Origin of the sequence: Flagellimonas meridianipacifica (assembly GCF_003001695.1) — a bacterium.
Taxonomy (GTDB): Bacteria; Bacteroidota; Bacteroidia; order Flavobacteriales; family Flavobacteriaceae; genus Flagellimonas; species Flagellimonas meridianipacifica.
Window position 1 is genome coordinate 1,281,537 of sequence record NZ_PVYX01000002.1, and the last position, 24,946, is coordinate 1,306,482.

Consider the following 24,946-nt stretch of genomic DNA (forward strand, 5'->3'; position numbering starts at 1 on the left):
ACATGAGAACAGTTTTTCTATATGCTATTGCCTTTTTCCTTTCATCAATGGCCATTTCACAAGAATCCATTCCTCTCGATACCCTTCATTGGGACATTAATGCAAGGGCCCATGTGTTTGAACCCTTCAAAGGAAAAGATGCCATCTATTTATTGGGAGGTTCCATGTCACTTAAAAATGCTGAGTTTTTAAATGGAACCATCGAGTATGACATCTACATGACAGGCGACCGAGGTTTTCCTGGAGTCTATTTCAGAGTGAATGGGACCAACGCTGAACAATTTTATATTCGACCCCATCAATCAGGTAATCCCGATGCAAACCAAGCGGTAGCCCTATTCAATGGCATAACCCCGTGGCAATTTTATTTTGGACCCAAATATTCTTTTCCCTACAAATATCCGGTAGACCGATGGATGCACATTAAAATAGTGGTGCAGGATGACAATGCCCAGATCTATTTGGATAATAGTGAAAAACCCAATTTATCATGGAAATTATTTCATAATGCAAAATCTGGCGGTCTAAGTTTTACCGGAGGGCTCAATACGGGAGTACATTTGTCGAACTTTACCGTAAAGACGGAAGAACATGAGATAGTAAACTTCAACCCGGGTAAACGGGAACCTATTGAAGGGGCAATTCAGCAATGGCAGATTTCGGATAAATTCGAGGAGAAGCTCTTGGATGACCCTAAATCATTACAAAAGGTAATTGATGATAGAAAATGGGACGAAACCATTCTTTTAGAGGAGGGTGTGGCAGCCAATATTTCCCGCAAAGTTGAATTGCGGAGCCAAGTTCCCGGCAATACCGTTTTTGCCAAAATCAATATCTCTTCCAGAAACGAAGTGACTCGACTTTTTGAGTTTGGATATAGCGATAGGGTAGTGGTCATACTAAATGGCAAACCTATTTATACGGGAAATAACGGATTTAGAAGCCGCGACTACCGCTATTTGGGAACCATAGGCCTGTTTGATGCGGTTTATCTCAATCTAAAGAAGGGAAACAATGCCTTGCTTTTGGCTGTTTCCGAGAATTTTGGAGGCTGGTTGGTCACAGGCAGATTCCCTAATTCAGCGGGTTTAAGAATTCAGTGATTACATTGAATCAATAGCAGCTGGACAGTTCTATCCGATAATTCGGATGGAGCTGTCCTTTTTTGGATAGCAATTCAATATCCTATAACGACGTTTCAACAAAATCCATTTCTATTTCCTTTTGTAAACATTGATTTTTGGTGCATGTTTAACCATAATACCAGACTTCAATGACAAACGCAGAAATTTTCTCGATAGCCAATACGATGGCGATGCCAATGTGGCTTTTACTCATTATCCTTCCTAAATGGAAGGTCACTCGTTTTTTGATTGACTACAAGGTCATCCCACTTTTACTCTCTCTGTTTTACGCACATTATATCATTTTGCATTTACAAGCTGGCGGTGGTTTGGATTTTGGGAGTTTGTCTTCCGTAATGTCCCTTTTTACTTTGGAAGATTTGGTAATGGCAGGTTGGGTACACTATTTGGCTTTTGATTTGCTGGTAGGTATGTGGATGATAAACCAAAATAGAAACTTGGGTATCCATCAGATACTAATGGCACCATGTCTTATTGCAACCTTCATGTTGGGACCTGTGGGTTTTCTGTTGTTTACAGTTCTTAAAACCATAAAATCATCAAGATCATGAGGGCTATAGAGAACGTATTGCGAACCGTTAGAACCGAAAGCCCCATTCTTTATTGGATTGGTATGTTTCACTTTGTACTGGCAGCGATTTGTCTTTTTGGCTGGATGATTGACGATAGAATGCTAACTGGTCTGAATGTATGGGTAAAGCCTTTAAAGTTTACAATTTCAGGCGGACTTTATGTCCTGACCTCAGGGTATTTGATTACCCTGTATCCCTTTTCCAGAAGAAAGAAAAACATTGTGAACAATATCATTTCATGGACCATGCTCATAGAAATAGGAATCATTGTATTTCAAGCGGCAAGAGGGGTCAGGTCCCATTACAATGGAGACAGCTGGTTTGATGCTCGGCTTTTTATGGCCATGGGAGTTTTGATAAGCATCATTGTATGTACTATGATTTTCTTTGTAGTCGAGACCATCAGATTACGTCTCAGGACGGAGCGCCATGTGCAATGGGCTATTCTACTAGGATGGTTGGTAGTGCTATTCGGAAGCTGGGCTGGGGGTCAAATGATAGGTCAGATGAGCCATAACGTCGGGGTGGCCGACGGAGGCGAAGGTTTGCCCCTGTTGAATTGGAGCACCATTGCCGGTGACTTGCGAATCGCACATTTTTTTGGATTGCACGGCATTCAAATAATTCCTTTATTCGCAGTAGTCCTTACCAATAAATGGAAAGCCTCCAATATTACTAAAAGTATTGTGGTGATTCTTTTTGGGCTGTTATATGCTTCATGGATAGCTTTTACTTTCTATCAAGCAAAGCAGGGAATACCTTTGGTAAGGGTATAATTAGGGAGAATGAAATTTTTTAATAAAGCAAGACGAATAAAATATCTGGGATTCAATGACGCATGGTTCGTAGCGGTAGGGATTATCCTATTGAGTTTTGTCACAGACTTTATGTTTTCTAGAAACTCATTTGCCCGTCTTCCCTTTTTTGAAGCCACAATCAATTGGAGCGTCTCGTTAATGTTTGCAACTACCAATTGGTTAATTATTCGCTCTATTTTAATTGTATTGCGTAAAAAGTATCCCAGTTTGAAAGACAACAAAATTCGAATTCCTCTATTTTTCTTAACCATAGTGCTTACAGTTATGATTGTTGATTATATGGGAAATATGCTTTTGGGTTATATTTTTAATCAGAGTTACAATCATCCTCTACGTTCCCGGATTGTTCTTCCCATAATTTTAATCAGCACTATGACCATGGCCATTTACGAGGCGGTGTATTATTATGTGCTTTTGAAGAATTCCATTCGGGAAGAAGAACAGGCCAAACGTGCTATAGTCCAATCGCAATTGGATACCTTGCGAAACCAAGCCCAGCCGCATTTCCTTTTCAATACGTTGAATACATTGCGCGATATTATAGATCAGAATACCAGGGAAGAAGCCAAGGAATTTGTTAACCGATTGTCGGAAGTATTTCGCTTTATTTTGGAAGCCGGGAATGCCAATCTTATCGAACTACGGGAAGAACTAAAATTCGCTGAAGCGTATATCCACATCCAAAAGGAAAGGTTTGGGGATAATCTCCAGTTGGATTGGCAAGTTCCTGAACCTGCGAAAAATAAAATGATCATTCCCATGAGTTTGCAACTACTTCTGGAAAACGCGGTAAAGCACAACGTCATTTCCAAATCAAAACCCTTGGTGATTACGGTAGAGGCCGAAAATGGACACCTAATAGTCAGCAATAAAATACGGCCCAAGTCAACCCAATTACCTACAACCAAGCTTGGTCTGAAAAATATTGAGAGTCGCTATCGCCTTATTGCCAACAAAGAGGTGGAAATTCATAAAGAAAACGGTTCGTTTACCGTAAAGTTACCTTTGTTAACGGCTACAGACCAAAAACATGCCTATGCAAATCCTGATTATTGAAGACGAGCCAAGAGCGGCAAACCAGTTACAAAATCTCTTGAAACTACTAGAATTTGAACATGAGGTATTGGAGATTTTGGATACCATTGAAGACAGTGTAAGTTGGTTCAAGGCAAATCCTGCACCTGAATTGGTGTTTATGGACATCCAGCTTGCTGATGGCCTCAGTTTTGAAATATTTCAAAAAGTAGAAGTGCAATGTCCCATTATCTTCACTACGGCATTTGACCAATATGCCATTCGGGCCTTTAAGGTAAATAGTGTGGATTATCTTTTGAAACCGATTCAGGAGAATGACTTGCAACAAGCCTTGGATAAGTTCCTAAGTTCAAAAAAGCCATCGGGTCTAGATCCAATAATGCTTAAAAGTTTTCTAGCGGATTTGCAAGGTGTCGAAAGGAGGGAAGGTATATTGGTAAAAGAAGGGGATGGCTTTGCACAACTTCGCATTTCGGACTTATTATATATTTATTCCGAAGACAGTGTTTCGTTTGGGGTGACTGCACATAAACGCGTCATTATAGACGAAACCCTGGACCAACTGCATCCCACTTTAAACCATGCGCAGTTCTTTCGCATTAACCGGAGCCAGATTGTGGCCAAATCTGCGATTTTAAAAATTGACAGATACTTTAACCATAGGTTAAAATTGTCCGTAGTCGATGACAGAGGACAAGAGTTTATAGTGAGCCGACCTAAAACTTCGGAATTTAAAGAATGGCTTAATAGATAGCTGAAACAACATAGATAACTTACTTTTACTTGTTTCCATTACGGATATTGAATGAGAATTAAAATTTTAAAGTTTATAAAACGTATGCTGACAGTAATAGGAATCATTGTAGGTATTCTAATTATTGGAACCATTTTGTTTGTCAATCTAAGTCCCCAGTTTGGGGGTAAGGCTACCGAAGAACAGAAAAAGGAATATGCCAAATCCAAAAATTATAAGGATGAGAAGTTTGTAAATACGAACGAGGTAAAATTGGACATGAGTTTTGGGGATATGATAAAAAGTCTTATCGGTTTTCTTCGTAAACAACCTAATTCGGTTCCTACGAAGAGTTTGGATGTGGTAAAAATGGATTCTTTGCAGCTGGTGAACACGAAAGAACCATCCACATTGTATTGGTTTGGGCATTCTTCATTCCTTTTACAAGTACAGGATAAAATTATTTTGATTGACCCCATGTTCGGGGATGTTCCTGCTCCACACCCTTTGCTGGGAAATAAACGCTTTAGCACAGAATTGCCTATGGAGGTTGAAAAAATCCCAGAAATTGATATGGTCATTCTGTCCCATGATCATTATGACCACTTGGATTATGGTTCCATTCAAAAATTAAAGAATAAAGTCAAGATGTTTTATGCACCCTTGGGTGTTGGGGTTCATTTGAATGAGTGGGGTGTAGAGAAGGAGCGCATTGTGGAGTTGGATTGGTGGCAAGAAACCGCATACGAAGATGTGAAGTTGGTCTGCACACCCGCCCAGCATTTTTCGGGTCGTGGATTTTCGGATAGGGCCAAAACCCTGTGGAGTTCTTGGGTGATTCAATCCAACGGCGAAAACATTTTCTTTAGTGGAGACAGTGGGTATTCAGAACATTTTAAACAGATTGGAGATAAGTACGGCCCTTTTGATTTTGCGATGATAGAATGTGGCCAGTACAATCGTTTATGGCCCGATATTCACATGTTTCCAGAGGAAACGGCCCAAGCAGGGCTGGATGTAGGTGCAGAACGCATTATGCCCATTCATTGGGGCGCTTTTAAATTAGCACTCCATACATGGACCGACCCCATTAAACGCGTGGCGAAGAAATCCAATGAATTGGGGATAGAACTGGTCGCTCCAAAAATAGGTGAGCCTATATTCTTCCAACAAGATATGGCATTAAATCCTTGGTGGGAAGCTTACGAAGAAAAGTAACTTATTTTGAAATATCGTCCGCCATTTGTCAAATTCCCTTTATATTACAGTTGTAAATAAAGATACAGTTTGCACTTCCGCTAATTCATGAATACATCCCATTCCGGCACCCCATCTTTTCTTAGTCGAATTCCACATGCCATCACTATGTTATTTGGCATTATCGTATTGGTAAGTATCCTAACATATATACTGCCAGCAGGTACTTATGAACGCATTTTGGTGGATGGCAGTAGTACGGTTGTCCCAGATTCCTATAGAACGATTGAATCCACTCCTGTGGGGTTGTTGGACATGTTCAAGGCAATTCCTTTGGGTTTTAAAGCGGCAGTTGAAATCATTTTCATTGTACTTGCTGGGGGGATTATGTTCGGCTTTATGGAAAAATCAAAAGCCGTTGAGAATGCTGTGGGGACACTTGTTAATAGGTTGGGGTTGAAGAAGAAAAACCTCATTATCATAATTATGACCTTTATTTATGGCATTCTTGGTGTTGCTGTAGGATACGAGAACAACATAGCTATGGTACCTATAGCTGCAGTATTGAGCCTTGCACTGGGAGGAGATTTAATTTTGGCCGCCGGCATTTCTGTCGGTGCGATGACTATTGGGTTTGGCTTGTCTCCCATTAACCCTTACACCGTTGGAACGGGTCACAAAATAGCAGAACTACCTATGTTTTCTGGTGCTTTACTTCGTAGTGTTTTGTGTTTTTCGGCCTTAAGTCTCATGGCTTATTACAATATCAGGTATTTCAAAAAAATCTCGCTGGACCCAAGTAGGAGTCTTGGACAGGGTTTGGATGTTTCTGAATTGGCCCTATCAAAACCTGTGAACGAATACAGTTTGAATCGGAAGAATTGGATGGTGATTTCCATTTTTGTATTAGGACTCATAGCAATACTATATGGCGTATTCAATTTGCACTGGTACATCAATGAACTTTCTGCCGTTTTCTTAATGATTGCCTTGTTGAGTGGTCTGGTTTCAAAGATGAGTGCCACAGAAATGAGTGAGACTGTTTTGAAAGCTGTTGGCGTTGCGGCACCGGGCGCATTTATGGTAGGGTTTGCAACCTCCATTAAAGTGCTCATGGAAATGGGCAACATTGGGGATACAATATCGTATCAACTTTCGGTTTTATTGGAAGACTTACCCTTATATGCATCTGCCATTTGCATGTCCATTTCCCAAACCACCATCAACTTTTTCATTCCTTCAGGTAGTGGACAGGCTTTGGCCACTTTACCAGTTATGCTTCCACTTGGAGAATCTTTAGGTTTAACAAGACAAATTACCATTTTGGCCTTTCAAATAGGGGATGGGCTGTCCAATTTGGTGAATCCGACCTTGGGTGGACTGATTGCCATGCTTAGTATGTGCCGCGTCCCCATAGATAGATGGATTCGTTTTATTTTTCCCGTGCTCATTATTTTACTTTGCATTGCTTTTTTAGCATTGATAGTAGCTGTGGCCACAAATTATAGTTAGTATGACCGTAGAAAAAATATTAGAAAAATTGGTTTCCTTTCCTGTTTTGGGAGGTGAGAGCAATATAAGCATTATCAACTGGATAAAAGAATATATAGAATCTTTTGGAATCGAAGTAAATTTGCTTCCTAATGAAGAAGGAAACAAGGCCTCCCTTCACTGCCGTATAGGACCTGCAGAGGATGGTGGTGTCATCTTATCGGGACATTCGGACGTGGTACCGGTCGAAGGACAGGACTGGACAACCGACCCTTTTGTACTTACAGATAAAGGTGACGGAAAGTTGTATGGCAGAGGGTCTTGCGATATGAAGGGTTTCTTGGCCTGTTGTTTGGCCGCATTGCCACAGATGGTGAAAGCAGATTTAAAAAAGCCTATTTATTTTGCATTTTCCTATGATGAGGAAATAGGTTGTTTGGCCGCTCCAGAACTGGCAAGAGCTATCAATGAACATTATAGGGAGACTCCCAAATACGCCATAATTGGTGAGCCTTCATTGATGGAACCTATAGTAGGGCAGAAGGGGATATATATATTGGAAACCTATGTGAATGGTTCTGCCGGACACAGTAGCCGTATAAAGCAAGAGGTTAGTGCTATTCATGAATCCATGCGATTGATTCTGTGGTTGGAGAATAAGATGAATCAATTGATTGCTGATGAGCAATTGGATGAACGTTTCCATCCCCCGCATTCCACGATTCACATCGGTTTGGTAAATGGAGGTATAGCACCTAATGTGATAGCGGACAAGGCTCATTTTTATTGGGATTTAAGAACTATTCCCAAAGATGACATTCAGAGTATTGTCGATGAATTTGATGAATATTGCCGAGGAAGGGAAAAAGAACTTCGAAAAGTTTTTCCTGATTTTACCATCAAGAATGTAGAGCATCATCCACCTGTCCCACACTTAGACACTAAGGCTGACGATGATGTAGTTGACTTGATAAAAAGAATATCGGGGAATTCAAAACTAGATACGGTTTCTTATGCCGCAGAGGCGGGTCAGTTTGCCGATGAAGGTTTTCAGTCAGCCATTTGTGGTCCAGGTTCCATTGAGCAGGCGCACAGAGCTGATGAATTCATAGCCAAAGACCAGTTGGCAATGGGTGTAAAAATGTTAGAAAAACTAATAGAGGAATTAACATCCAGTAGTAACTTCTCATGAAGAATACAAAGAATAGAAGAACAAAAGCTAGTTCAAGTTTTACCAAAGGTTGGCGCTAAATTTTTTACGTTTTTTGGCTGTACTTCTGCTATAGCACTTTGCATGAGCTTCTGAAATCGCCTTGTTGAAAATCTTTCTGGTAAAAGGTTTTTGCAAAAAATCTATACACCCTAGTTCTTTCGCATGCATTGCATAACCTTGTTTTGTGGAGCTAGAAATGATAGGGAGTTTGTCTCCGAACATTTCTAAAAAAGAAAGTCCGTTCATCCCCGGCATTTCAATATCGGTCATTACCAAATCGGGTCGGGTTAATTGCAAGTATACCCATGCGTCTATAGAATCATTAAAGGTTTCAATCCTACCTACCAAAGGGTGGCTTTCAGCCAATTTTTTTGCGAGGGATAGCCAAAGGTTGGAGTCATCAACAATTACGAGGTCAAGCTTCATTCTAAATCTAGGTTTGTTTGGGATGCCTAACTTACTGGATTAAGGAATAAATACAAGGAATTCTGGATAAAATGAAAAGAATTGTCCATGAGTGGACAACAATCAATAATTTCTGGGTTAGTTTTTTAAAAGGTATTGCCATACAGTATCAAGTGTTTACGATCTTTTGAGAGTCTTAACTTTGCATTTTAGCAACCTAAGTAATGAACCGAAAGACCAAAATAACCACACAATTTTTCGTTCTGACATTTCTATTTTTCGGATATGCCCAATTAAAGAATAAATGTAAATAGGGATAAAACAAATTAGGGTATTGTCCTGTTCTTTTGGAATTGGCCATTTAGCAGCATTTCATAGGCTGTCAGGATATTCCAGATTTTATAAAACTGTAGGTAGCTTTTTGGTCTAAATCGGCATTCACAGAAAGTACGATACCTTGCACTTTGGTATCATTTTAAGCAACCTTTTTGCCTTTCACATATTCTTTTGGAGTTGTTCCCATTTTTAATTTAAATACCCTGTTAAATGTAGATTTTGAGTTAAAGCCTACATCCATTGCCAAGGCCAAAAGTGTATGGTTTGCATGTTTTCTCTCATCAATTTTTTTTAAAAATGCTTTAATCCTGTGGTCATTTATATAATCGTAGAATGACATTTGATACACCTGATTTAATAACCACGAGAGATTATTGGAAGTGGTATTCAGTTTGTCTGCAAGTACCTTTAGAGAAAGGTCAGGTTGTTCATATATGCTTTCTTCTTCGATGAAATAATGTAAACGCTTCTGGAGTTTTCGAATTTCGTCAGGTTTTAACCGGTCAGTAGTGGATTTCGGGGTGGATTCAAATGGGATTCTAAAAATATCCGGTTGTCTAAGACTGAAATACCCAATTACGTAAACAAATAAAGGAGTTGAAATCCACATGGTAACGTAATTGACATATTTGTACGGGTTTTGGAAGAGATTGGTACTTAAAAAACTGTGTTGCCATAGGATGATGAAAAGTCCAAGTGTACCCAACAAGAAAGATAGATATTTGGTGACCGATTGATTAAAAGACAGTTCCTCTTTTTCTTTCTGGAAATACTTTTTAAGTAGTAGCACGCTTTTTATCCAATAAAAGGAAAATGAAATCAGTCCAGCGGCCTCCACTATAAAAAACATAAGATTGAGCTCACCAGAAAAATACATTTTGTTGAAGTCCTCCAAGGAAAAACTCAAGGCCCAAAAGTAATAACCCAAGTGAAGTGCGGCAGGAATATAGTGCCACAAGGCTAGCTTATATAAGGGAGTCTCTTTAAATGCCAATCGTCTCGTGTAGGTGTAGATTAGGGGTCCAAACAGAAAAATGGTTGTATCGATAAGTACGCCAAAACGCCATATCCATATTTCTGGAACCCTAAAAGCGGCAATGCGTCCAAATAGCATTAGAACCGCTATCATCAATAAAAGGGATAATACCCTATTTGCAGATTTGTTCCTGTTATGAATTAGGCGCAAGGCAACGGCAAGGAAAAAACCTTGACTTACTCCTAAGAACAAAATCAAGTCTACAAAATCAAAGTTCTTCATATATCACTAAACACAACTAAAGTAGATTTTTTTTATAACTGGAGAAGTGTCATCGGGTACAATGGGAAGTAATTGAATACGAATTAAGGTTTTAAGTGTTATTTCTACAGAAAAATTGCAACATAAGTATGATAGTCAGCAACTTCAAACTTCAACTTTGTTCTGATTATCAATAGTAATTAAATCTAAAAATTCTTTTTCTACCCCCTCACAAATGGTTACATCATTATGTGTGCAGTTGTTTAAACGTATGGGGTCAAATCCGAAAATATCGATTGTACTGTTTTTGAATTCCTTCTCCAAACTTAGGGTTAGCATTTCCAAAGCGGCTTTAGCTGCTGAATAAGCAGTCATTTGATAATTGGAATAGCAAAAACCTTTATCGCGCATCTTCATAATATCTCCCAACCCACTTGATATGTTTATGACTACAGCATGTTCGCTTTTGTTCAATAGGGGGTAGAGTATATGTGTCATATTTAATACAGAAAAGAAATTTTCTTCAAATACTTCCTTTGCCTCATCCAAGTTTATTTCATGGATTTTTTGACCGAATCCATTGGCAATCTCTGCGTTATTGACCAAGATATCCAGTTTCCCGTAGACCTTGTTAATGTAAGCTTTTAGTCTTTCTATGCTCTCCAAGTCAGTCGCATCAACTTCAAGCAATTTTATTCCCTCAAGGTTCATTTCTTCCAATTCTTCATGGCTTGTTCCCTTTGCTCCTAGAATCACTTCAAAGCCTTGATTTTTCAAAATGGAGGCAAACTTTTTTCCAAGCCCGTTGCCCGCTTCAGTGACCAATGCAATTTGTTTCGTTTTCATAATTTTTCTTTTAGTTACTGCAAAGTTCGGAATGCCCTTTGAAAGGAAATAACCACTTTTCTATATAAAATAGCCAAAATGTCATCTATATTGATTTTCGAAATTTATTTGGAGTCGTGCCACTGTGCTTCTTGAAGAAACGTGTAAAGTGGGTCGGTTCCTGAAAGTTAAGTTGATAGGCAATTTCAGCGACATCCAAACTAGTAAATGAAAGCATGGTTTTACTTTCCAAAAAAATACGTTCTTGGATAACATCTTTTGCGGTTTTACCCGTGATTTGCTTAACGGTTGTGGTCAAATAATTTGGAGTAACATTAAGCTGTTCAGCATAATCCCCAACATTCCTTGAGTCTACGTAAAGCTTGTCCACAAGTTGTTGGAACTGCTGGGTAAGCACCTGTCCCCGTGAAAGATGACTTTCTGTTGTTTTATACCGTTCATATACCGACTTACAATTATAGAGTACCGAAGTAAGCATTCCTTGTAACATCCTTTCCTGGTAGGGGTGAGGATTATGAAACACAGAATGCATTCGTTCCATGTCCACCTCTAAAGACTTTTGTTCTTCAGGTGTCATTAGGAACACACTATTTTCAGAGAGTTTTAAAAAAGGAAATTCTCCCGTAAGATTTGGAATGGACTGAGCAATGAACTCTTTTCTGAATTGCACATGATAGCCTTTAGTTTCAATATCACGAAACCATGAGAACACCTGACCGGGAACCACAAACCATAGTGGAAGTTCTGAGAGGTTTACCGCATTGGTATTTATGTTGATTTGACTTTTTCCGGTATTGCTCAAGATACCAATTTGAAAGAACCCTTGGCGGTAGGGAGGCATACATTTTCGAGCAGTAGGTTCTAAAGATTCCAACGTAAAAATATCAAACCCAGGAATATGGCTTCTATGGTCATATCCTGTAGCTTCGTGAAGATCATTGCTGGTTTCGAATACTGGAATCTCATTTTGAACCATATCTAAAAGTAACAAATTTGAGCAATTGGGAAACCCTCTTTTATTCTATAAAACTTCACTTACCATAGCTAGTCCAGCAATCATTACAATTACTGAAACGGTAAGATAAAGCAAGGTGATAAGTACAAACTTTTTCATGACTAATTAATTTAATACTGTAAAGTTCGTGCTAAATAGGGGCGAGGCATTAACCCAAACCAATGGAGAAATGACCAAAATCTAATCTATAGACCAGTTGAGTAAGTTTAAGTTTCAAAAAGATATAATCAAACGGGTTGTAAAACCTTGCTCTTATCCTTTTTTAACTGTTTAGAAGCCAATAATATGGCAATAAGAAGAAAAATAATACTACCACCAATAAAGACTAGGGTCGTGAGTTTTTCAAAAAGGATACCTCCAGTGACCAAACCCAACATACTTGCAATGCTTCCCATGGAAGTACCGTAACCTTGAATGGCACCTTGTACATTCTTGTTGCCAACACGGGACAACAAGGCAAGAAAACTGGGCCACATGAGACCATTTCCCAAAGAAAGAAGGGTAATTGCGGAGTAAAGAAGGATTAGTTGTTGCTGGGACATCAAAAAGAAACTTGTAGCCAACAATAACGATCCTACGAGCACTAGTGATTGACTGGAGAACTTCTTCGAAAGCCTATTCAACAAAGGACCTTGGACCAAAAACATAATTAGACTGGAATAGGCCAAGAATATGCCTAGGTCTATTGCGGACCATCCCAATAAGCTGCTGGCGTAAATGGGTAATCCCGCATAAAAAAGACTGAAGGCAAAAAAAGTTAAAAAGTATACTATATATAATATAGGTACACCATCAATATTCCAAACTTGTTTTAGCCCTTTTCTGTTTTCAGGTTCAAGGGCCATACTCCCTTCAGTAAAACAGTCTTTATGTTCCACTTGAAAAAACCGCCGAACATTTTTTAATGAAATGTTTCCAGTATCAACGATGCAGGGCACACTTTCTTCCAATCTGAAGCCAATGACAAAAATGGCTATTAGCGATATGATTGCCGCAATCAGTAAAGGTAGAACCTCTCCAAGCATAGTGCTGGCCAGAAGACCTGCAAATGCTGGACCGATAACAAACCCCAGACTCGTTGAAGCTCCCATCTTTCCAAAATTTTGATTGCGGTCTTCATCTGTTGAAATATCAGACATGTAGGCATTTGCAACGGATATGTTTCCCCCAGTAAATCCATCAAAAATACGGGCCAAAAAGATGATTAAAAGAGGTAATGTCATGTAGTAGGAACCTGTAAGGTCAGTATTCTGTTTCCAAAGTTCCGTTTCGGGCAATATGAATGCCAGAAGAAATAAAGACCACGCCAAAAAAGTACCCGACTGTGATAGTATCAACACCTTTTTTCTTCCAATCTTGTCCGATAGCCTTCCTAAAATTGGGGCGCCTATGAATTGAAAGAAAGGATAGGTTGCGCCTAGGATACCGTAAATAAAACCATTTCCACCAAAATCAGTTACAATAAAAATCAATATGGGCATTACCACACTATAACCCAGTATTCCGATAAAATTTACCAGTAGAATTGGGAAAATGTTGGATTTAAAGAAAGTCAGCAACCCTTAGTTTTTTAGAACATCTTCAAGATATTGATTTAAAAGAAATAAGGGAATCTTTTTTTGGTCTAAAGTATATTTAAAAATATTTTTAAATCTTAAGACTACGCAACAACTATGGAACAGGAGATAGAAAAGGCCAAACCCAATGACAAAGAAGAATTATATCAACTCTACAAAAAGGTTGCTGGTGTTTCTGATGGAATTATAAGAAATGAGGAAGAAATTGATGCTGCCTATATCACTGATTTTCTCACCAAATCGATTGATAAAGGGTTGATTTTAACTGCAATAATTGAGGGGAAAATTGTTGGAGAAATCCATGCGTACACTCCGGATATTTATGCATTTCAACATATATTGACAGATTTGACTATAGTAGTTGACCCTATGTATCAAGGAAAAGGTATTGGAAGACGGCTTTTTGAAAAGTTTTTGAGTATAGTAACCAATGATTTAACACATATCAGACGAATTGAGCTCTACACTCGAGAGCATAACCTGAGAAATATCAAATTCTATGAGAGTCTCGGGTTTATAAATGAGGGGCGTCAAAAGGACAAGATTTATGTTTCCAAGTCGACTTTTGAAACCCCAATTCATATGGCTTGGTTTAATCCAAACTATCATGGTTGACTTAAACTTTTTGATGAATCCTTGATTTCACCTCATGGGCTTGTAGATTTTCCAATAAATGTTTTTCCGATGAAGTTCCAGGAATGGAAATCACATTAGGTGCATAGTCCAACAGCCATTTTAAAGACATTTGGTTAATGGTCATTCCCTCGCTTTCTGCTTTTTCCATAGCAGCTGGTCCCCAGGTATTCCGTGCTATAGGAGTATGCGCAATAAAGGCGATGTTTTCGGCTGTTGTTTGATTTACAATGGCCTCATGCGTTTGGTCAATAAAATTGAAAGCATTTTGGACCGCATCGATTTTCGCTACTTGATGCGCTCTATTCAATTCATCAACAGTAACATTTGAAATCCCAATATGTTTTATTTTTCCCTCTTTTTGAAATTGGGCCAAAGCACCTACCGATTCTTCTATGGGAATATTTGGGTCCACCTTGTGCAAAAAGTATAAGTCAATCGTTTCTGTTTTCAATCTTCTAAGGCTTCCCTCAATTGCTGTGCGCAAGTAATAGGGATGACCATTGGGGATAACCGCTCCAGGTTGGTATTTAATGAAACCACCTTTGGTAGCTACCAATACTTCGTTTTTGAAGGGTTCAATGGCTTCTTGAACCAACAACTCAGAAGTGTACGGGCCGTAGGCATCCGCCGTATCAATAAAATTGACCCCATTTTCTATAGCCTTACGAATTACCGAAATGGCATTTTTCTTATCTCCGGTATCTCCCCAGATTCCTGGACCCGTAGTGGCCCGCATGGTTCCAAAACCAATCCGGTTGATTTCGAAATCGCCTAGTTTGAATGTATTGTTTGTTTCCATCTTTTGTGTGTTTAAAGCGACCCCAATAGGTAGAGGCCGCTATTTTTTCTGATTTATAATGATTTCAAGTGCTTTTTCATAAAAGGCACAACTGCATCCACGGCTTGTTGCATTTCAGGGTAAACATCATAGTAGTTGAAGTGATAACCCGTACCCCAAACCAATTCCTTTTCACCCTGCAATAGACTGTAAAACTTCTTGGCCTGGTCAGGAATTAGGGCATCATCAGTTGAAAATACAAGTGTTGGAATATTGATTTTATCTGCCTGAGAAATAGGGTCAAATTTCTCTACCCAATCAATCCAAGCACTCCATGACACTTCGTTTTTCCAGTTTTCGATTGCACCACCTCGGTTTTCGTCGAAATAATATTCTCCAGGGGTCAAATTGAAGCCTTCCACCTCAGGGGTATTGGTAAAAATTTGTGTTTTTTGATTTTCACCAGTAACTTCAAAGCGCTGTTGGTTTTCCAACGCACGTTGATGGTTTTTTTCCAAGGTCTCTTTTCCCCAAAAAGGTTCAGCAAGGGCTGGTTCGTACATCCATGGCACAACGGCTGCTATGGCATCAACGCGATCGTCTTCAACTGCCAAGTACGCTGCGTTACCTCCAGAAGTACAGACACCCACCATCCCGATATTATCAACATAGGGGAGTTCTTCCAAAAATGTTACCGCAGCCATAAGGTCTTTGAGTTTTCCGTCCACATTTTCATTCTGACGTGGAAGGCCATCACTTTCACCCCAGCTGGCGTAATCGAAATCAATTACCAGGAACCCTTCTCTTGCTAGCATGTTTGCATAATTATCGGGCATCATTTCTTTCACTGAAGAAACCGACCCTTGTACAATAAGCGCTGGATAGTTAAGTTTTTCGTCAAACCCCTCAGGCTTGAACAAGTGGCCCACCAAGTTCAGGCCATCACGTTGAAAGCTGATATCTTCCATGGATATAGCTGTTGTTTTCTCTACTGTTTTCATTTCTTTGATTTTTAAAGTATTAATGGATTTTTGAGTAATCCCTATCATAGGCAGCATAAGGGCCCAGAGGAATACGGCTATAGGTTTCATTGTTTTCATTGTATTGTTTTTAAGGAGTTTATTTTCAATACAAATCTACCTCTGGAACTTTCGGAACAGGGAACCAATAAATGTTATGGTATGACCAATTTCTTGGTTCTTCCTAAGACTTGGATTTTCTAAATTGGCCGGGGGTGGTTCCTCGGTGCTTTTTGAAAAATCGATTGAAATGGGTGGGTTCGTCAAAATTAAGGCGATAACCAATTTCCTTATTGCTCAGGTCGGTATGCTTCAGGAGATATTCGGCTTCCAATAACAATCTATTGTCGATAATGCTTTTGGCATTGGTACCTAGAGTCTGGAGTATGGTTTGACTGAGATAATTGGGAGTGATGTTCAGCATATCGGCGTAATCGTTCACGGTGCTGGTCTTTAAGAAATTCTCGTTGACCAACTTTCGATAACGGGCGGTTATGCCATCCGTGACCTTCCTTTCGGGCATATTCTTATTCCGCTCTTCGTATTCCTGGTTGCATTGCCACAATATGGCCTGCAAGTTTGCCTTAATCAACTCTTGCCCGGTCCGCTGACCGCTAGTGTAATTATCAAAAATCTGATGGTAATAGAAACCGAACTTTTCGGCATTTTGTACATCCAACTCGAATAAGTTAGCCTCATAAATATTAAAGAATGGAAAATCGCTAAGTGCACGCTCTCGAAAGAGCTCCCCTAAAAAGGCAGGATGGAAGAACAATACAAAACCAGAAAGGTCACCTTGAATCCCTTCCCATTTATGTACCTGTCCAGGGGCATTGAACACCAGATATTTTTCGGGTGTTTCAAATGTATCATCGTTGATCTGATAGGATAAGCTGGTACCACCCAAAACTAGGGACACTTCGTAAAAATCATTTCGGAAGGGTGGTACGTTTACGGGCAGTTTTTCCCGTAGGTCTTCATGTTTGCTTATATGGAAAATCTCTACGGCGTTTCCTATATCGAGGCCCAAATGGAGATACAGGTCTTTGATGGTTTTGTGTATGGGTATGTGCGAAGAACTCACTTTCCTAAGATACGGTTTAGGGGTAGAAAGGGCAACTAAGAAAATGAGAATTTGTGTTATACTTTATAATGGCCCACCTGTAACGAATATATAGCAGAAAAGCCATCCCAATCGGATGGCTTTCCTTTCTTTGTGAAACTTTACTTCTATACCATTTGATTAACTGGGAAATCCGTTGGTCTACCAATAGATTCATAGGTAGCAAGGTCTTTTAAAGATTGGTGGTAATGTCCAGAAATGGCTTCATAGGCGTACTCGCCTAACGGAAATAGCAGTGGCGGGTTGTCCAAGCCCACCAATTCATAAATCGCTTTTGCGCCTTTAGCAGGATCTCCGGCTTGTTTCCCATCGATGGATTTGACCCATTCCATATCCTTACCTACAGATTCATTATAATCTTGTATTTCGGTTTCCTTATAAGTTGCAGAGTTGCCCGCCCAATTGGTCCGAAAGGGCCCAGGTTCTACGTTTGTTACCTTTATCCCCAAATGTGCCACTTGTTTGGCCAAGGAATGTCCTATTCCCTCTAGAGCAAATTTGGACCCATTATAGATTCCAGAGGATACAAAACCTATCACCCCGCCAACACTTGTAATGTTGATGATATGGCCTTCTTTCTGTTCACGCATATAAGGCAATACATTTTTAATCAATGAAATCGGACCAAAAACATTAATGTCGAATTGTCTTCTTACCTCTTCATTGGATACCTCTTCAATGCTTCCTAAGGAACCATATCCAGCGTTATTGACCAGCACGTCTATTCTTCCGAAATGTTGGATTGCCGTCTCGATTCCAGCCTTTACTTGTTGATTATCGGTTACGTCAAGTACAACCCCGAATTTCCGTGATTCAATATCAGTAAAAGATTCTGCCTGTTCCTTTTTTCTAAAGGTACCTATGGCGATGTCGCCATTGTTTGCTATTGTGTTGACTAACTCTTTTCCAAAACCGGTTGATGCCCCTGTAACAAACCATACTTTTTTATTCTTCTTTGTTTCCATTTTTGTATTGTTTTTAATTTGTATGGTTCAAAATTAAAGTGGGACGCTAAGGGAGGCATGACCAGTTTATGGGTTGGAATGACCATTCCTCATAAGCCATTGCGAATAAGTTGGGACTGTTCTTGAAAACAGAAATCCTTTTTAAAGGTTGTGATTTGAGTTACGAGCTAATCGTGTTTGAAAATTGTTTGTTGAGCTAAGACAATTCCTTGGAGCTTAACGTTTCCCCTTCCCTAGGCAAATCATATTGAATCCATTCGCTGTTTAAATGAACATCGTAAGAATCCAATCGACCAGGTCCCACATTTTTGTAGGCATGGGGAATGTTCGCCGGTCCAATGACCAAATCTCCTTCTTTGGCGATGAACTTATTTTCGCCCACGGTGAACTCAGCTGTACCCTCCAGAATATGAAAGATTTCGTCATAAGGATGGAGATGCAAGTTGGGGCCTTCACCAATTTCGTCCACACTATATCGGATAACGACAACATTGGTGCCATAAGGATGGCCTTCTAAAACGCCTTTAGGTGGGTCTTGTTTCTTTATCCATTGGTCTTTTGGGATGTGAACCGGTTCTATTCTTGATTTTTTAGGCATGGCAGTGATTTTAAAGATTATCTCTAAAAGTTAATGGTTTTGAACGTTATGACCATAGCTAGTTCTCATTTACCAAAGCACTATTTTGGCAACTTTACTTTTGAAAAGACCTTGGTCCAAAATGGAATAAGGAAATACACCATCAAGGGTACTAGAACAAGGGTCAAAATCAAGGTTCTTAGTAAAATTGGCAGATGGTTCAAGTACGTTCCAAATACCAATAGTATAGCGGTTATCGCTGGATAAATGGCTATCCAAACAATCAATGTGGTTTTTAATTTTTTCATCACTTTACGATTTTTGATTACTATTAATCTATAGTTCAAAAGTAGTTTCGAAAACAGTGTTGGATAAAACCAAAAAGTAATAAAGAATGACCAATTTTAAGCGGTGCGCAATTGAAGAGGTGTTTTGCCTGTTTTCTTCTTTACGAAGCGAACAAAATGGGTAGGATTGTCAAAGTGAAGGTCATAGGCAATCTCGCTTACGGTTTTAGAGGTTTGTAGCAGCAGGGATTTTGCCTCTTGTAGTCTTCTATTATGAACTAGTTGCAAAGCTGTATTCCCCGTAAGACTTTTGACCACATAATTCAGATGGGTAGGATGGATGGCCAGACTTTCAGCAAACTCTCTGACAGACTTTAGTACATTCTCTTTGTCAGTACCATATTGCTGCTCAATCAATTGATTGTAGCTATTGAGAATACGCTTATCCGAATCCTGAACAACCGAACTTGTACCTAACTTTTCTTCATATAAATTCTTGGATTCCAGCAGTACAATGTTCAAGTAAGAGCGAAAGATATCTTCCTTGTTGGACAAAGTTTGCTTGGATAAAGAGATGATGTTTTCGCAGGTTTGTTGCAGATGTTGACTTTCTTCCGGGGTTATCTTTATACTCATGGAAGCATTATGGGTAAAAAAGGGAAAGTCAGAATGTAATTTGTTCTTTTTATGGACTACTGAATAGAAGTCCGAGGTAAAATAGATGACATAACCACTCATAGGCGCTATACTTTCCCAGGACTGAATATGGCCATCACCAGAAAAAAACAATGTGTTGGTTTCCAGATGCGCATTATCTTGGTTGTTGCGCATCTCAATCCCACCGCTGAGGATGAGCATGATTTTGTAAAACCGTTTGCGATAGGGCGGCATCCTTTGAGGAATTACCTTGGCGGAATCTTCCAATCTTCCTATAGCAAAACCATCAAATACAGGGCATTTAAAATTGATGAAGTCAAAGTACTCCTGAATTGTGGCCAACGTATGGATACCATCTATTTTCACTATAGAAAGGTATTACATTTAGAACAAAAAACAGCGACCCTCATGTAGAGAAATCGCCGTTCTATCCAACACTAAAATCAATAAAACGCTAAACTGAAAAAGCTTTAACTGTATTCAGTTTGGCTAGTTGAATTGACCCCAAGCTAGACTTGGGTCTCAACCTATGTGTTGTTATTTGGATTCTTGTAGTTTCATTGTGTTAAATTGATTGTCAATTTCTTCTTCAGCAATAATTTCCCATCCACCACCCAAAGCTTTGTAAATAGCGATTAACGATGTGGCAGAAGCAATTTCGCTAATGGCTAATTGGTTTTCTGCTTGTAACAAGGTGTTATCGGCGCTTAGATAGTCAATAAAACTATCCAATCCTGCATTGAATCGCTTTTTAGCAATTCCAGCGGCTTCTGCGCTTGCAACTGATGATTTACGCAAGGTTTCCCTGCGTTCCAGTTCGTTGGTATAATTGGTCATTGCCGTACTAATTTCTTCCAAAGCTTCCAAAACGGTCTTTTCGTATTGTTGTAGGGCCGCTAATGTCAAGGCATCATTCTGATTGATTTGTTGTTTAACTCTTCCCAAATTAAAGGCCGCCCAACTAATATTGGGGAAAATGCTCCAAGTAAAGGATTCATTGCTTCCAAAATTGGAGAAATCTACGGCTGAAAACCCAATGGAACCTCCAAATTGAATGTTAGGATACAGCTCTGCTACGGACAGGTTATAACGTGCAATCTGTTGTTGTAATTGAGCTTCCGCTTGTCTCACATCGGGACGCCTTCTCAATAATTCGGTTACATTTCCCACACCAACTGAAACGGGTAAACTTGGAAGTGGTTTTTTGTTCACAACGGTCTCATCTAGATTTCCAGGTACTTCCCCAATCAAAACACTCAAGCTGTTTTTGAGCGCTTGAATTCTCGCTTTTAGTGGGGGGATAGTCGCACGTGTGTTTTCCAACTGAGCTAAGGCACGTGAAACATCCAAACTGTTGCTGGTTCCAGCATCCTTTAAGCGAACTGTTAAATCATAGGTTGCTTGTTGACCATTTAGGTTTCGTTGGGCGATATCCAACTGATACTGTGCTCCGCGGAATTCCATATAGTTTCGGGCGACTTCTGCAAAGATGCTGACATAAACACCCTGCATATCGGCAAGAGCGGATTGCTGGTTGGCGTAAGCACCTTTAATTCGGTTGGATACCCTGCCAAAAACATCTGTTTCCCAAAAGGCGTCAAAATTCGAATTATAAGTGGTGAAGGTCGGATTGGCCCCTGGAACAAAAATATTTTCTCCCAAACGGGTTCTTGTAACATCCCCATTAGCCGTTACCGTAGGTATTCTGTCCAATTTTGTACTTTTTAATGCTGCACGGGAAGCATAGAAATTGGCGATGGCCGCGTTAATGTCTAAGTTATGCTTTCTGGCTTTTTCGATTAAAGTATCCAAAACTGGGTCATTAAATTCTGACCACCATTCAGTGACTACTTGACTTTGAGCTTCTTCAAAAGAAGAATGGTCAGTTACATTTTCTAGGTAATTTTTGTCAACATCAATTTTTGAGTTGACTTCGAAGTCCCTTTTGGCAACCCCACAGGAAACCAATATGAGGGACAATACTGTTATTAGTGTTAGATTTTTCATCATTTCTATGTTTTTATTTGTTCAAATTTCGGTCAGATTGGGTGCTTTCAGTTAACCAAAAACACCCCTCTTTTGACCAAAATCTAATATGTTAGAGTGCTGATTGAATTTGATGATGATTTGCATCTTTTACATCCACCTTTTTAGTTTTGGTGGTCCATTTTCTACCGAGGTAATAGAAGACAGGAGTCAAGAAGATTCCGAATAGGGTCACGCCAAGCATTCCACTGAAAACGGCGATACCTAAGGCATTTCTAAGTTCTGCACCTGCACCAGTTGCTATAGCTAAAGGCACGACTCCTAAGATAAATGCCATGGCGGTCATCAAAATAGGACGTAAGCGTAGCTTGGAAGCCTCGATAACAGCTGTTCTTAGGTCTTTTCCTTGGTCTTCCAATTGCTTGGCAAACTCCACAATCAAGATGGCGTTTTTACTTGCGAGACCGACTAGGACGACCAACCCAATCTGAACCATAATGTTGTTATCCAATCCGGCAAGGTCTATTCCTACCATTGCTGATAGTAGCACCATCGGAACGATGAAGATGACGGCCAATGGAAGAACCAAACTTTCAAATTGTGCTGCTAAAAGCAAGAAAACAAACACTACGGCGAGTAGGAAAGCGATTCCGGCTGTATTTCCTGTTTGTTTTTGTTGGTAGGCCATTTCGGTCCACTCAAAGGAAATACCTTGAGGTAAAATCTCGGCAGCCAATTCTTCCATTCTATCCAAAGCTTGTCCGGTGCTATATCCTGGAGCAATATCTCCGACCAATGATGCGGATGGGTAAAGGTTGAATCTTGGAATCCTGTTGGGTCCAGCGATATCTTTTTGGGTACTGATGGTTCCTAGTGGCACCATATCCCCATTTTGGTTTCGCACTTTTATTCTCGAAATATCATCAGGTGTTAATCTGTTTGGAGCATCGGCTTGGGCAGTGACTTGATAGGTTCTTCCCAAATAGTTGAATTCATTTACGAAAGCCGAGCCTAGATATACTTCCAAGGATTGGAAGACTTCAGCCACATCGATACCTAATTGTTCTGCTTTTACTCGGTCAATGTCCAAATACAATTGTGGCGTTTGGTTGTTGAAGAAGGTAAATACGCTATTAAGCTTAGGGTCTTGATTAGCGGCGGTGGCCAGTTGGTAGGTGGCGTTCAATAAAGCATCAGTTCCAAGGTTGGCTCTGTCTTGAACCATCATCCTAAATCCACCAGCGTTACCAATACCACGAACAGAGGGAGGAGGAATAACTACAACAAAGGCATCATCCACTTCTGCCATTTTTGCTCTAAGTGTTCCCAATAGGTCTTGGTAACCAATTCCTTTTTCGGTTCTTACATCAAAATCTTCAAGGGTAACGAAAATCGCAGCAGCATTTGAAGCATTGGTAAAGGATGCCCCATCGAATCCGGTGAAGGATACGGTATTGGCAACGCCGTCAACTTCCAATAAAGTGTCTATGGCATCTTTTACTACCTCATCGGTTCTGCTCAAAGAGGACCCTGGCGGTAATTGGATAGCAGTAATAAAATACTGTTGGTCCATAGCAGGTACAAATCCGCTGGGTACTTTGTTGAACTCAAATCCTGTCAATGCAATGAGTCCTCCATAGACTAACATTACCATGTACCCAGTTCTGACCAATTTGCTAACAGCTTTTCCATATCGAATGGAAAGTCCGTCCATGAATCGGTTAAAGCTGTCACCTAAAAATTTAAAAGGGCGTAACAAAAAAGGTGTTTTTTTATTCTCATCATGAGACTCATGTCGCATCAATAAGGCGGCCAAAGCTGGACTCAAGGTCAACGAAACGAACAAGGAAATTACAGTAGAAACTGCAATGGTAACTCCAAATTGCTTATAGAATTCTCCGGATATTCCATCCATAAAAGTAGTTGGAAGGAATACCGCAACTAGCACCAAACTAGCGGCAACCAAAGCTCCGGTAACCTCAGTCATTGTTTTTCTTGCGGCCTCTTTTGGTGAAAGCCCTTTGGCTAAATAGCGTTCCATATTTTCCACAACCACAATGGCATCATCCACAACAATACCGATGGCCAATACAAGTCCAAAAAGGGTAAGGTTGTTTAAGGAAAACCCTATTCCCTGCATTACCGCAAAGGTTCCTATTAAGGAAACGGGAATAGCCAAGATGGGAATAATGGCGGCCCGCCATGATTGCAAGAAAAGCAGAATTACAAATACAACAAGTAAAACAGCTTCGAAAATGGTACGATACACCTCATCTACTGATTTTTGTACAAATTCTGTAGGATTGTAAGCGATTTTATATTCCAAGTCCTCAGGAAAATTTTGAGCAAGCTCCGATACTTTAGCTTGAATGGCGGCGGCAGTTTCAAGAGCATTTCCGCCTGGTTGTTGGTAAATCGGCATCGCAATAGCGGGGTCTTTACCCAAATAACCTTTAGTGGCATAATTTTGAGCGCCTAGTTCCACTCGACCTACATCCTTCAATTGGACGATACGACCATTTTCCTCAGCCTTGATGATAATGTTTTCAAACTGTTCTTGGGTAACCAGTTTTCCTTGGGTTTGAATATTAATTTCAAATGCGGATTGACTTCCGGAAGGCAGTGTGTTCAAGGTTCCACTTGCAATTTGCACGTTCTGCGCGCGAAGTGCGGCTACTACTTCCCCTGCAGTCATATCTAAATTGGCAATTCTATCAGGATCTAACCAGATGCGCATGGCATATTCCGCTGCACCGAAAATTTGTATGTCACCAACACCTTTGATACGGGCGATTTGGTCTATCATTTGCAAAGTAGCGTAGTTGCCAATGTAAGTCTGGTCATAGGTTTTATTGGGGGAGTACATATTAACGACCAATAAGATATCTGGAGATACTTTGTTCGTAGTAATACCCAACCTGCGCACCGATTCTGGCAATCGAGGTTCCGCTATGGCGACTCTATTCTGCACCTGAACCTGTGCACGGTCTAAATCGGTTCCCAGCTCGAAGGCTACTTGAAGGGTAACCACTCCATCTGCTGAAGATTGGGAGGTCATGTAAATCATTCCCTCTACACCGTTGATTTCCTGTTCTAGAGGAGTGGCAACAGTCTCAGAGAGTGTTTTTGCGTTAGCACCAGGATATGTGGCCACTACCTGAACGGTTGGTGGCGCTACGTCTGGAAATTGTGATACTGGCAAGGAAACGTATGCCAATCCTCCCACAATTACAATCAAGATGCTGAGCACTGCTGCGAAAATGGGTCTTTTGATAAAAATGTGACTGAATTTCATGAT

General features: G+C 40.0%; 23 protein-coding genes. 9 read left to right on the forward strand and 14 right to left on the reverse strand.

The genetic code is table 11. The annotated features are described in order from the left end of the window. Positions 1-2 precede the first annotated feature (2 nt). The 8 genes from CLV81_RS15915 (at position 3) to argE (ending at position 8,183) form a co-directional block, all read left to right on the forward strand. Positions 3-1,103, forward strand: coding sequence for a hypothetical protein (locus tag CLV81_RS15915; protein ID WP_146129915.1), 1,101 nt, complete (start codon positions 3-5; stop codon positions 1,101-1,103). Between the two features lie 170 nt (positions 1,104-1,273). Then, a complete protein-coding gene (locus CLV81_RS15920; RefSeq protein WP_106146265.1) occupies positions 1,274-1,696 on the forward strand; it encodes an ABA4-like family protein in 423 nt (140 codons plus the stop codon). Then, positions 1,693-2,493, forward strand: a complete 801-nt coding sequence (locus tag CLV81_RS15925; protein WP_106146267.1) for a hypothetical protein — start codon at positions 1,693-1,695, stop codon at positions 2,491-2,493. The genes CLV81_RS15920 and CLV81_RS15925 overlap by 4 nt, the downstream gene beginning before the upstream one ends. 9 nt (positions 2,494-2,502) lie before the next feature. Continuing rightward, complete coding sequence (locus CLV81_RS15930) at positions 2,503-3,591, forward strand: sensor histidine kinase (protein WP_106146269.1); 1,089 nt, start codon at positions 2,503-2,505, stop codon at positions 3,589-3,591. Beyond that, on the forward strand, positions 3,572-4,324 hold the full coding sequence (locus CLV81_RS15935) for a LytR/AlgR family response regulator transcription factor (protein ID WP_106146271.1): 753 nt from the start codon (positions 3,572-3,574) through the stop codon (positions 4,322-4,324). Before CLV81_RS15930 ends, CLV81_RS15935 begins: the two co-directional genes overlap by 20 nt. 84 nt (positions 4,325-4,408) lie before the next feature. After that, positions 4,409-5,521 (forward strand): MBL fold metallo-hydrolase, encoded by a 1,113-nt coding sequence (locus CLV81_RS15940; RefSeq protein ID WP_106147648.1) that lies wholly within the window; start codon positions 4,409-4,411, stop codon positions 5,519-5,521. Between the two features lie 87 nt (positions 5,522-5,608). Next, on the forward strand, positions 5,609-7,012 hold the full coding sequence (locus tag CLV81_RS15945; protein WP_106146272.1) for a YfcC family protein: 1,404 nt from the start codon (positions 5,609-5,611) through the stop codon (positions 7,010-7,012). 1 nt (position 7,013) lies between these two features. After that, positions 7,014-8,183, forward strand: coding sequence for an acetylornithine deacetylase (gene argE, locus CLV81_RS15950; protein WP_106146274.1), 1,170 nt, complete (start codon positions 7,014-7,016; stop codon positions 8,181-8,183). A 39-nt stretch (positions 8,184-8,222) separates the two neighbouring features. On the opposite strand, the gene CLV81_RS15955 is transcribed toward argE, so the two are convergent. The 5 genes from CLV81_RS15955 to CLV81_RS15975 all read right to left on the reverse strand — a co-directional run bounded on the left by CLV81_RS15955 (position 8,223) and on the right by CLV81_RS15975 (position 13,602). Continuing rightward, complete coding sequence (locus CLV81_RS15955) at positions 8,223-8,630, reverse strand: response regulator (RefSeq protein WP_106146276.1); 408 nt, start codon at positions 8,628-8,630, stop codon at positions 8,223-8,225. Between the two features lie 454 nt (positions 8,631-9,084). Beyond that, positions 9,085-10,203 carry a helix-turn-helix domain-containing protein gene (locus CLV81_RS15960; RefSeq protein WP_106146278.1) on the reverse strand — a complete coding sequence of 373 codons (1,119 nt, stop codon included), beginning with the start codon at positions 10,201-10,203 and terminating at the stop codon, positions 9,085-9,087. Between the two features lie 144 nt (positions 10,204-10,347). Next, a complete protein-coding gene (locus CLV81_RS15965; RefSeq protein WP_106146280.1) occupies positions 10,348-11,028 on the reverse strand; it encodes an SDR family NAD(P)-dependent oxidoreductase in 681 nt (226 codons plus the stop codon). 85 nt (positions 11,029-11,113) lie between these two features. Further along, the gene (locus CLV81_RS15970) at positions 11,114-12,004 is read right to left on the reverse strand and encodes a helix-turn-helix domain-containing protein (RefSeq protein ID WP_106146282.1); all 891 of its coding nucleotides are present in this window, start codon (positions 12,002-12,004) and stop codon (positions 11,114-11,116) included. A 266-nt stretch (positions 12,005-12,270) separates the two neighbouring features. Next, positions 12,271-13,602, reverse strand: a complete 1,332-nt coding sequence (locus CLV81_RS15975) for an MFS transporter (RefSeq protein WP_146129916.1) — start codon at positions 13,600-13,602, stop codon at positions 12,271-12,273. Between the two features lie 114 nt (positions 13,603-13,716). On the opposite strand from CLV81_RS15975, the gene CLV81_RS15980 reads away from it, so the two are divergent. Beyond that, a complete protein-coding gene (locus CLV81_RS15980; RefSeq protein ID WP_106146286.1) occupies positions 13,717-14,235 on the forward strand; it encodes a GNAT family N-acetyltransferase in 519 nt (172 codons plus the stop codon). Position 14,236: 1 nt separating this feature from the next. On the opposite strand, the gene CLV81_RS15985 is transcribed toward CLV81_RS15980, so the two are convergent. The 9 genes from CLV81_RS15985 to CLV81_RS16025 all read right to left on the reverse strand — a co-directional run bounded on the left by CLV81_RS15985 (position 14,237) and on the right by CLV81_RS16025 (position 24,943). Then, entirely contained in the window at positions 14,237-15,055 is an 819-nt protein-coding gene (locus CLV81_RS15985; protein ID WP_106146288.1) for an aldo/keto reductase, read from the reverse strand. 53 nt (positions 15,056-15,108) lie between these two features. Continuing rightward, on the reverse strand, positions 15,109-16,134 hold the full coding sequence (locus tag CLV81_RS15990) for an alpha/beta hydrolase (RefSeq protein WP_106146290.1): 1,026 nt from the start codon (positions 16,132-16,134) through the stop codon (positions 15,109-15,111). 103 nt (positions 16,135-16,237) lie between these two features. Continuing rightward, positions 16,238-17,137 carry a helix-turn-helix domain-containing protein gene (locus CLV81_RS15995; RefSeq protein WP_106146292.1) on the reverse strand — a complete coding sequence of 300 codons (900 nt, stop codon included), beginning with the start codon at positions 17,135-17,137 and terminating at the stop codon, positions 16,238-16,240. A gap of 146 nt (positions 17,138-17,283) precedes the next feature. Further along, complete coding sequence (locus CLV81_RS16000; RefSeq protein WP_106146294.1) at positions 17,284-18,141, reverse strand: oxidoreductase; 858 nt, start codon at positions 18,139-18,141, stop codon at positions 17,284-17,286. A gap of 196 nt (positions 18,142-18,337) precedes the next feature. After that, positions 18,338-18,739 (reverse strand): cupin domain-containing protein, encoded by a 402-nt coding sequence (locus CLV81_RS16005; protein WP_106146296.1) that lies wholly within the window; start codon positions 18,737-18,739, stop codon positions 18,338-18,340. Positions 18,740-18,819: 80 nt separating this feature from the next. Beyond that, positions 18,820-19,026, reverse strand: a complete 207-nt coding sequence (locus tag CLV81_RS16010; RefSeq protein WP_106147650.1) for a putative antibiotic biosynthesis monooxygenase — start codon at positions 19,024-19,026, stop codon at positions 18,820-18,822. A gap of 96 nt (positions 19,027-19,122) precedes the next feature. Then, positions 19,123-20,028, reverse strand: a complete 906-nt coding sequence (locus tag CLV81_RS16015) for a helix-turn-helix domain-containing protein (protein WP_106146297.1) — start codon at positions 20,026-20,028, stop codon at positions 19,123-19,125. Between the two features lie 171 nt (positions 20,029-20,199). After that, on the reverse strand, positions 20,200-21,672 hold the full coding sequence (locus tag CLV81_RS16020) for a TolC family protein (protein WP_245912065.1): 1,473 nt from the start codon (positions 21,670-21,672) through the stop codon (positions 20,200-20,202). Between the two features lie 88 nt (positions 21,673-21,760). Beyond that, positions 21,761-24,943: an efflux RND transporter permease subunit gene (locus tag CLV81_RS16025; protein ID WP_106146301.1), complete on the reverse strand. Its 3,183-nt coding sequence runs from the start codon at positions 24,941-24,943 to the stop codon at positions 21,761-21,763. Between the last annotated feature and the right edge of the window lie 3 nt (positions 24,944-24,946).

Bases quoted from the DNA above. Each gene is read 5' to 3' on its own strand.
- CLV81_RS15915 (WP_146129915.1), top strand. From the start codon at position 3: ATGAGAACAGTTTTTCTATATGCTATTGCCTTTTTCCTTTCATCAATG.
- CLV81_RS15920 (WP_106146265.1), top strand. From the start codon at position 1,274: ATGACAAACGCAGAAATTTTCTCGATAGCCAATACGATGGCGATGCCA.
- CLV81_RS15925 (WP_106146267.1), top strand. From the start codon at position 1,693: ATGAGGGCTATAGAGAACGTATTGCGAACCGTTAGAACCGAAAGCCCC.
- CLV81_RS15930 (WP_106146269.1), top strand. From the start codon at position 2,503: ATGAAATTTTTTAATAAAGCAAGACGAATAAAATATCTGGGATTCAAT.
- CLV81_RS15935 (WP_106146271.1), top strand. From the start codon at position 3,572: ATGCAAATCCTGATTATTGAAGACGAGCCAAGAGCGGCAAACCAGTTA.
- CLV81_RS15940 (WP_106147648.1), top strand. From the start codon at position 4,409: ATGCTGACAGTAATAGGAATCATTGTAGGTATTCTAATTATTGGAACC.
- CLV81_RS15945 (WP_106146272.1), top strand. From the start codon at position 5,609: ATGAATACATCCCATTCCGGCACCCCATCTTTTCTTAGTCGAATTCCA.
- argE (WP_106146274.1), top strand. From the start codon at position 7,014: ATGACCGTAGAAAAAATATTAGAAAAATTGGTTTCCTTTCCTGTTTTG.
- CLV81_RS15955 (WP_106146276.1), bottom strand. From the start codon at position 8,630: ATGAAGCTTGACCTCGTAATTGTTGATGACTCCAACCTTTGGCTATCC.
- CLV81_RS15960 (WP_106146278.1), bottom strand. From the start codon at position 10,203: ATGAAGAACTTTGATTTTGTAGACTTGATTTTGTTCTTAGGAGTAAGT.
- CLV81_RS15965 (WP_106146280.1), bottom strand. From the start codon at position 11,028: ATGAAAACGAAACAAATTGCATTGGTCACTGAAGCGGGCAACGGGCTT.
- CLV81_RS15970 (WP_106146282.1), bottom strand. From the start codon at position 12,004: ATGGTTCAAAATGAGATTCCAGTATTCGAAACCAGCAATGATCTTCAC.
- CLV81_RS15980 (WP_106146286.1), top strand. From the start codon at position 13,717: ATGGAACAGGAGATAGAAAAGGCCAAACCCAATGACAAAGAAGAATTA.
- CLV81_RS15985 (WP_106146288.1), bottom strand. From the start codon at position 15,055: ATGGAAACAAACAATACATTCAAACTAGGCGATTTCGAAATCAACCGG.
- CLV81_RS15990 (WP_106146290.1), bottom strand. From the start codon at position 16,134: ATGAAAACAATGAAACCTATAGCCGTATTCCTCTGGGCCCTTATGCTG.
- CLV81_RS16000 (WP_106146294.1), bottom strand. From the start codon at position 18,141: ATGGAAACAAAGAAGAATAAAAAAGTATGGTTTGTTACAGGGGCATCA.
- CLV81_RS16005 (WP_106146296.1), bottom strand. From the start codon at position 18,739: ATGCCTAAAAAATCAAGAATAGAACCGGTTCACATCCCAAAAGACCAA.
- CLV81_RS16010 (WP_106147650.1), bottom strand. From the start codon at position 19,026: ATGAAAAAATTAAAAACCACATTGATTGTTTGGATAGCCATTTATCCA.
- CLV81_RS16020 (WP_245912065.1), bottom strand. From the start codon at position 21,672: ATGATGAAAAATCTAACACTAATAACAGTATTGTCCCTCATATTGGTT.
- CLV81_RS16025 (WP_106146301.1), bottom strand. From the start codon at position 24,943: ATGAAATTCAGTCACATTTTTATCAAAAGACCCATTTTCGCAGCAGTG.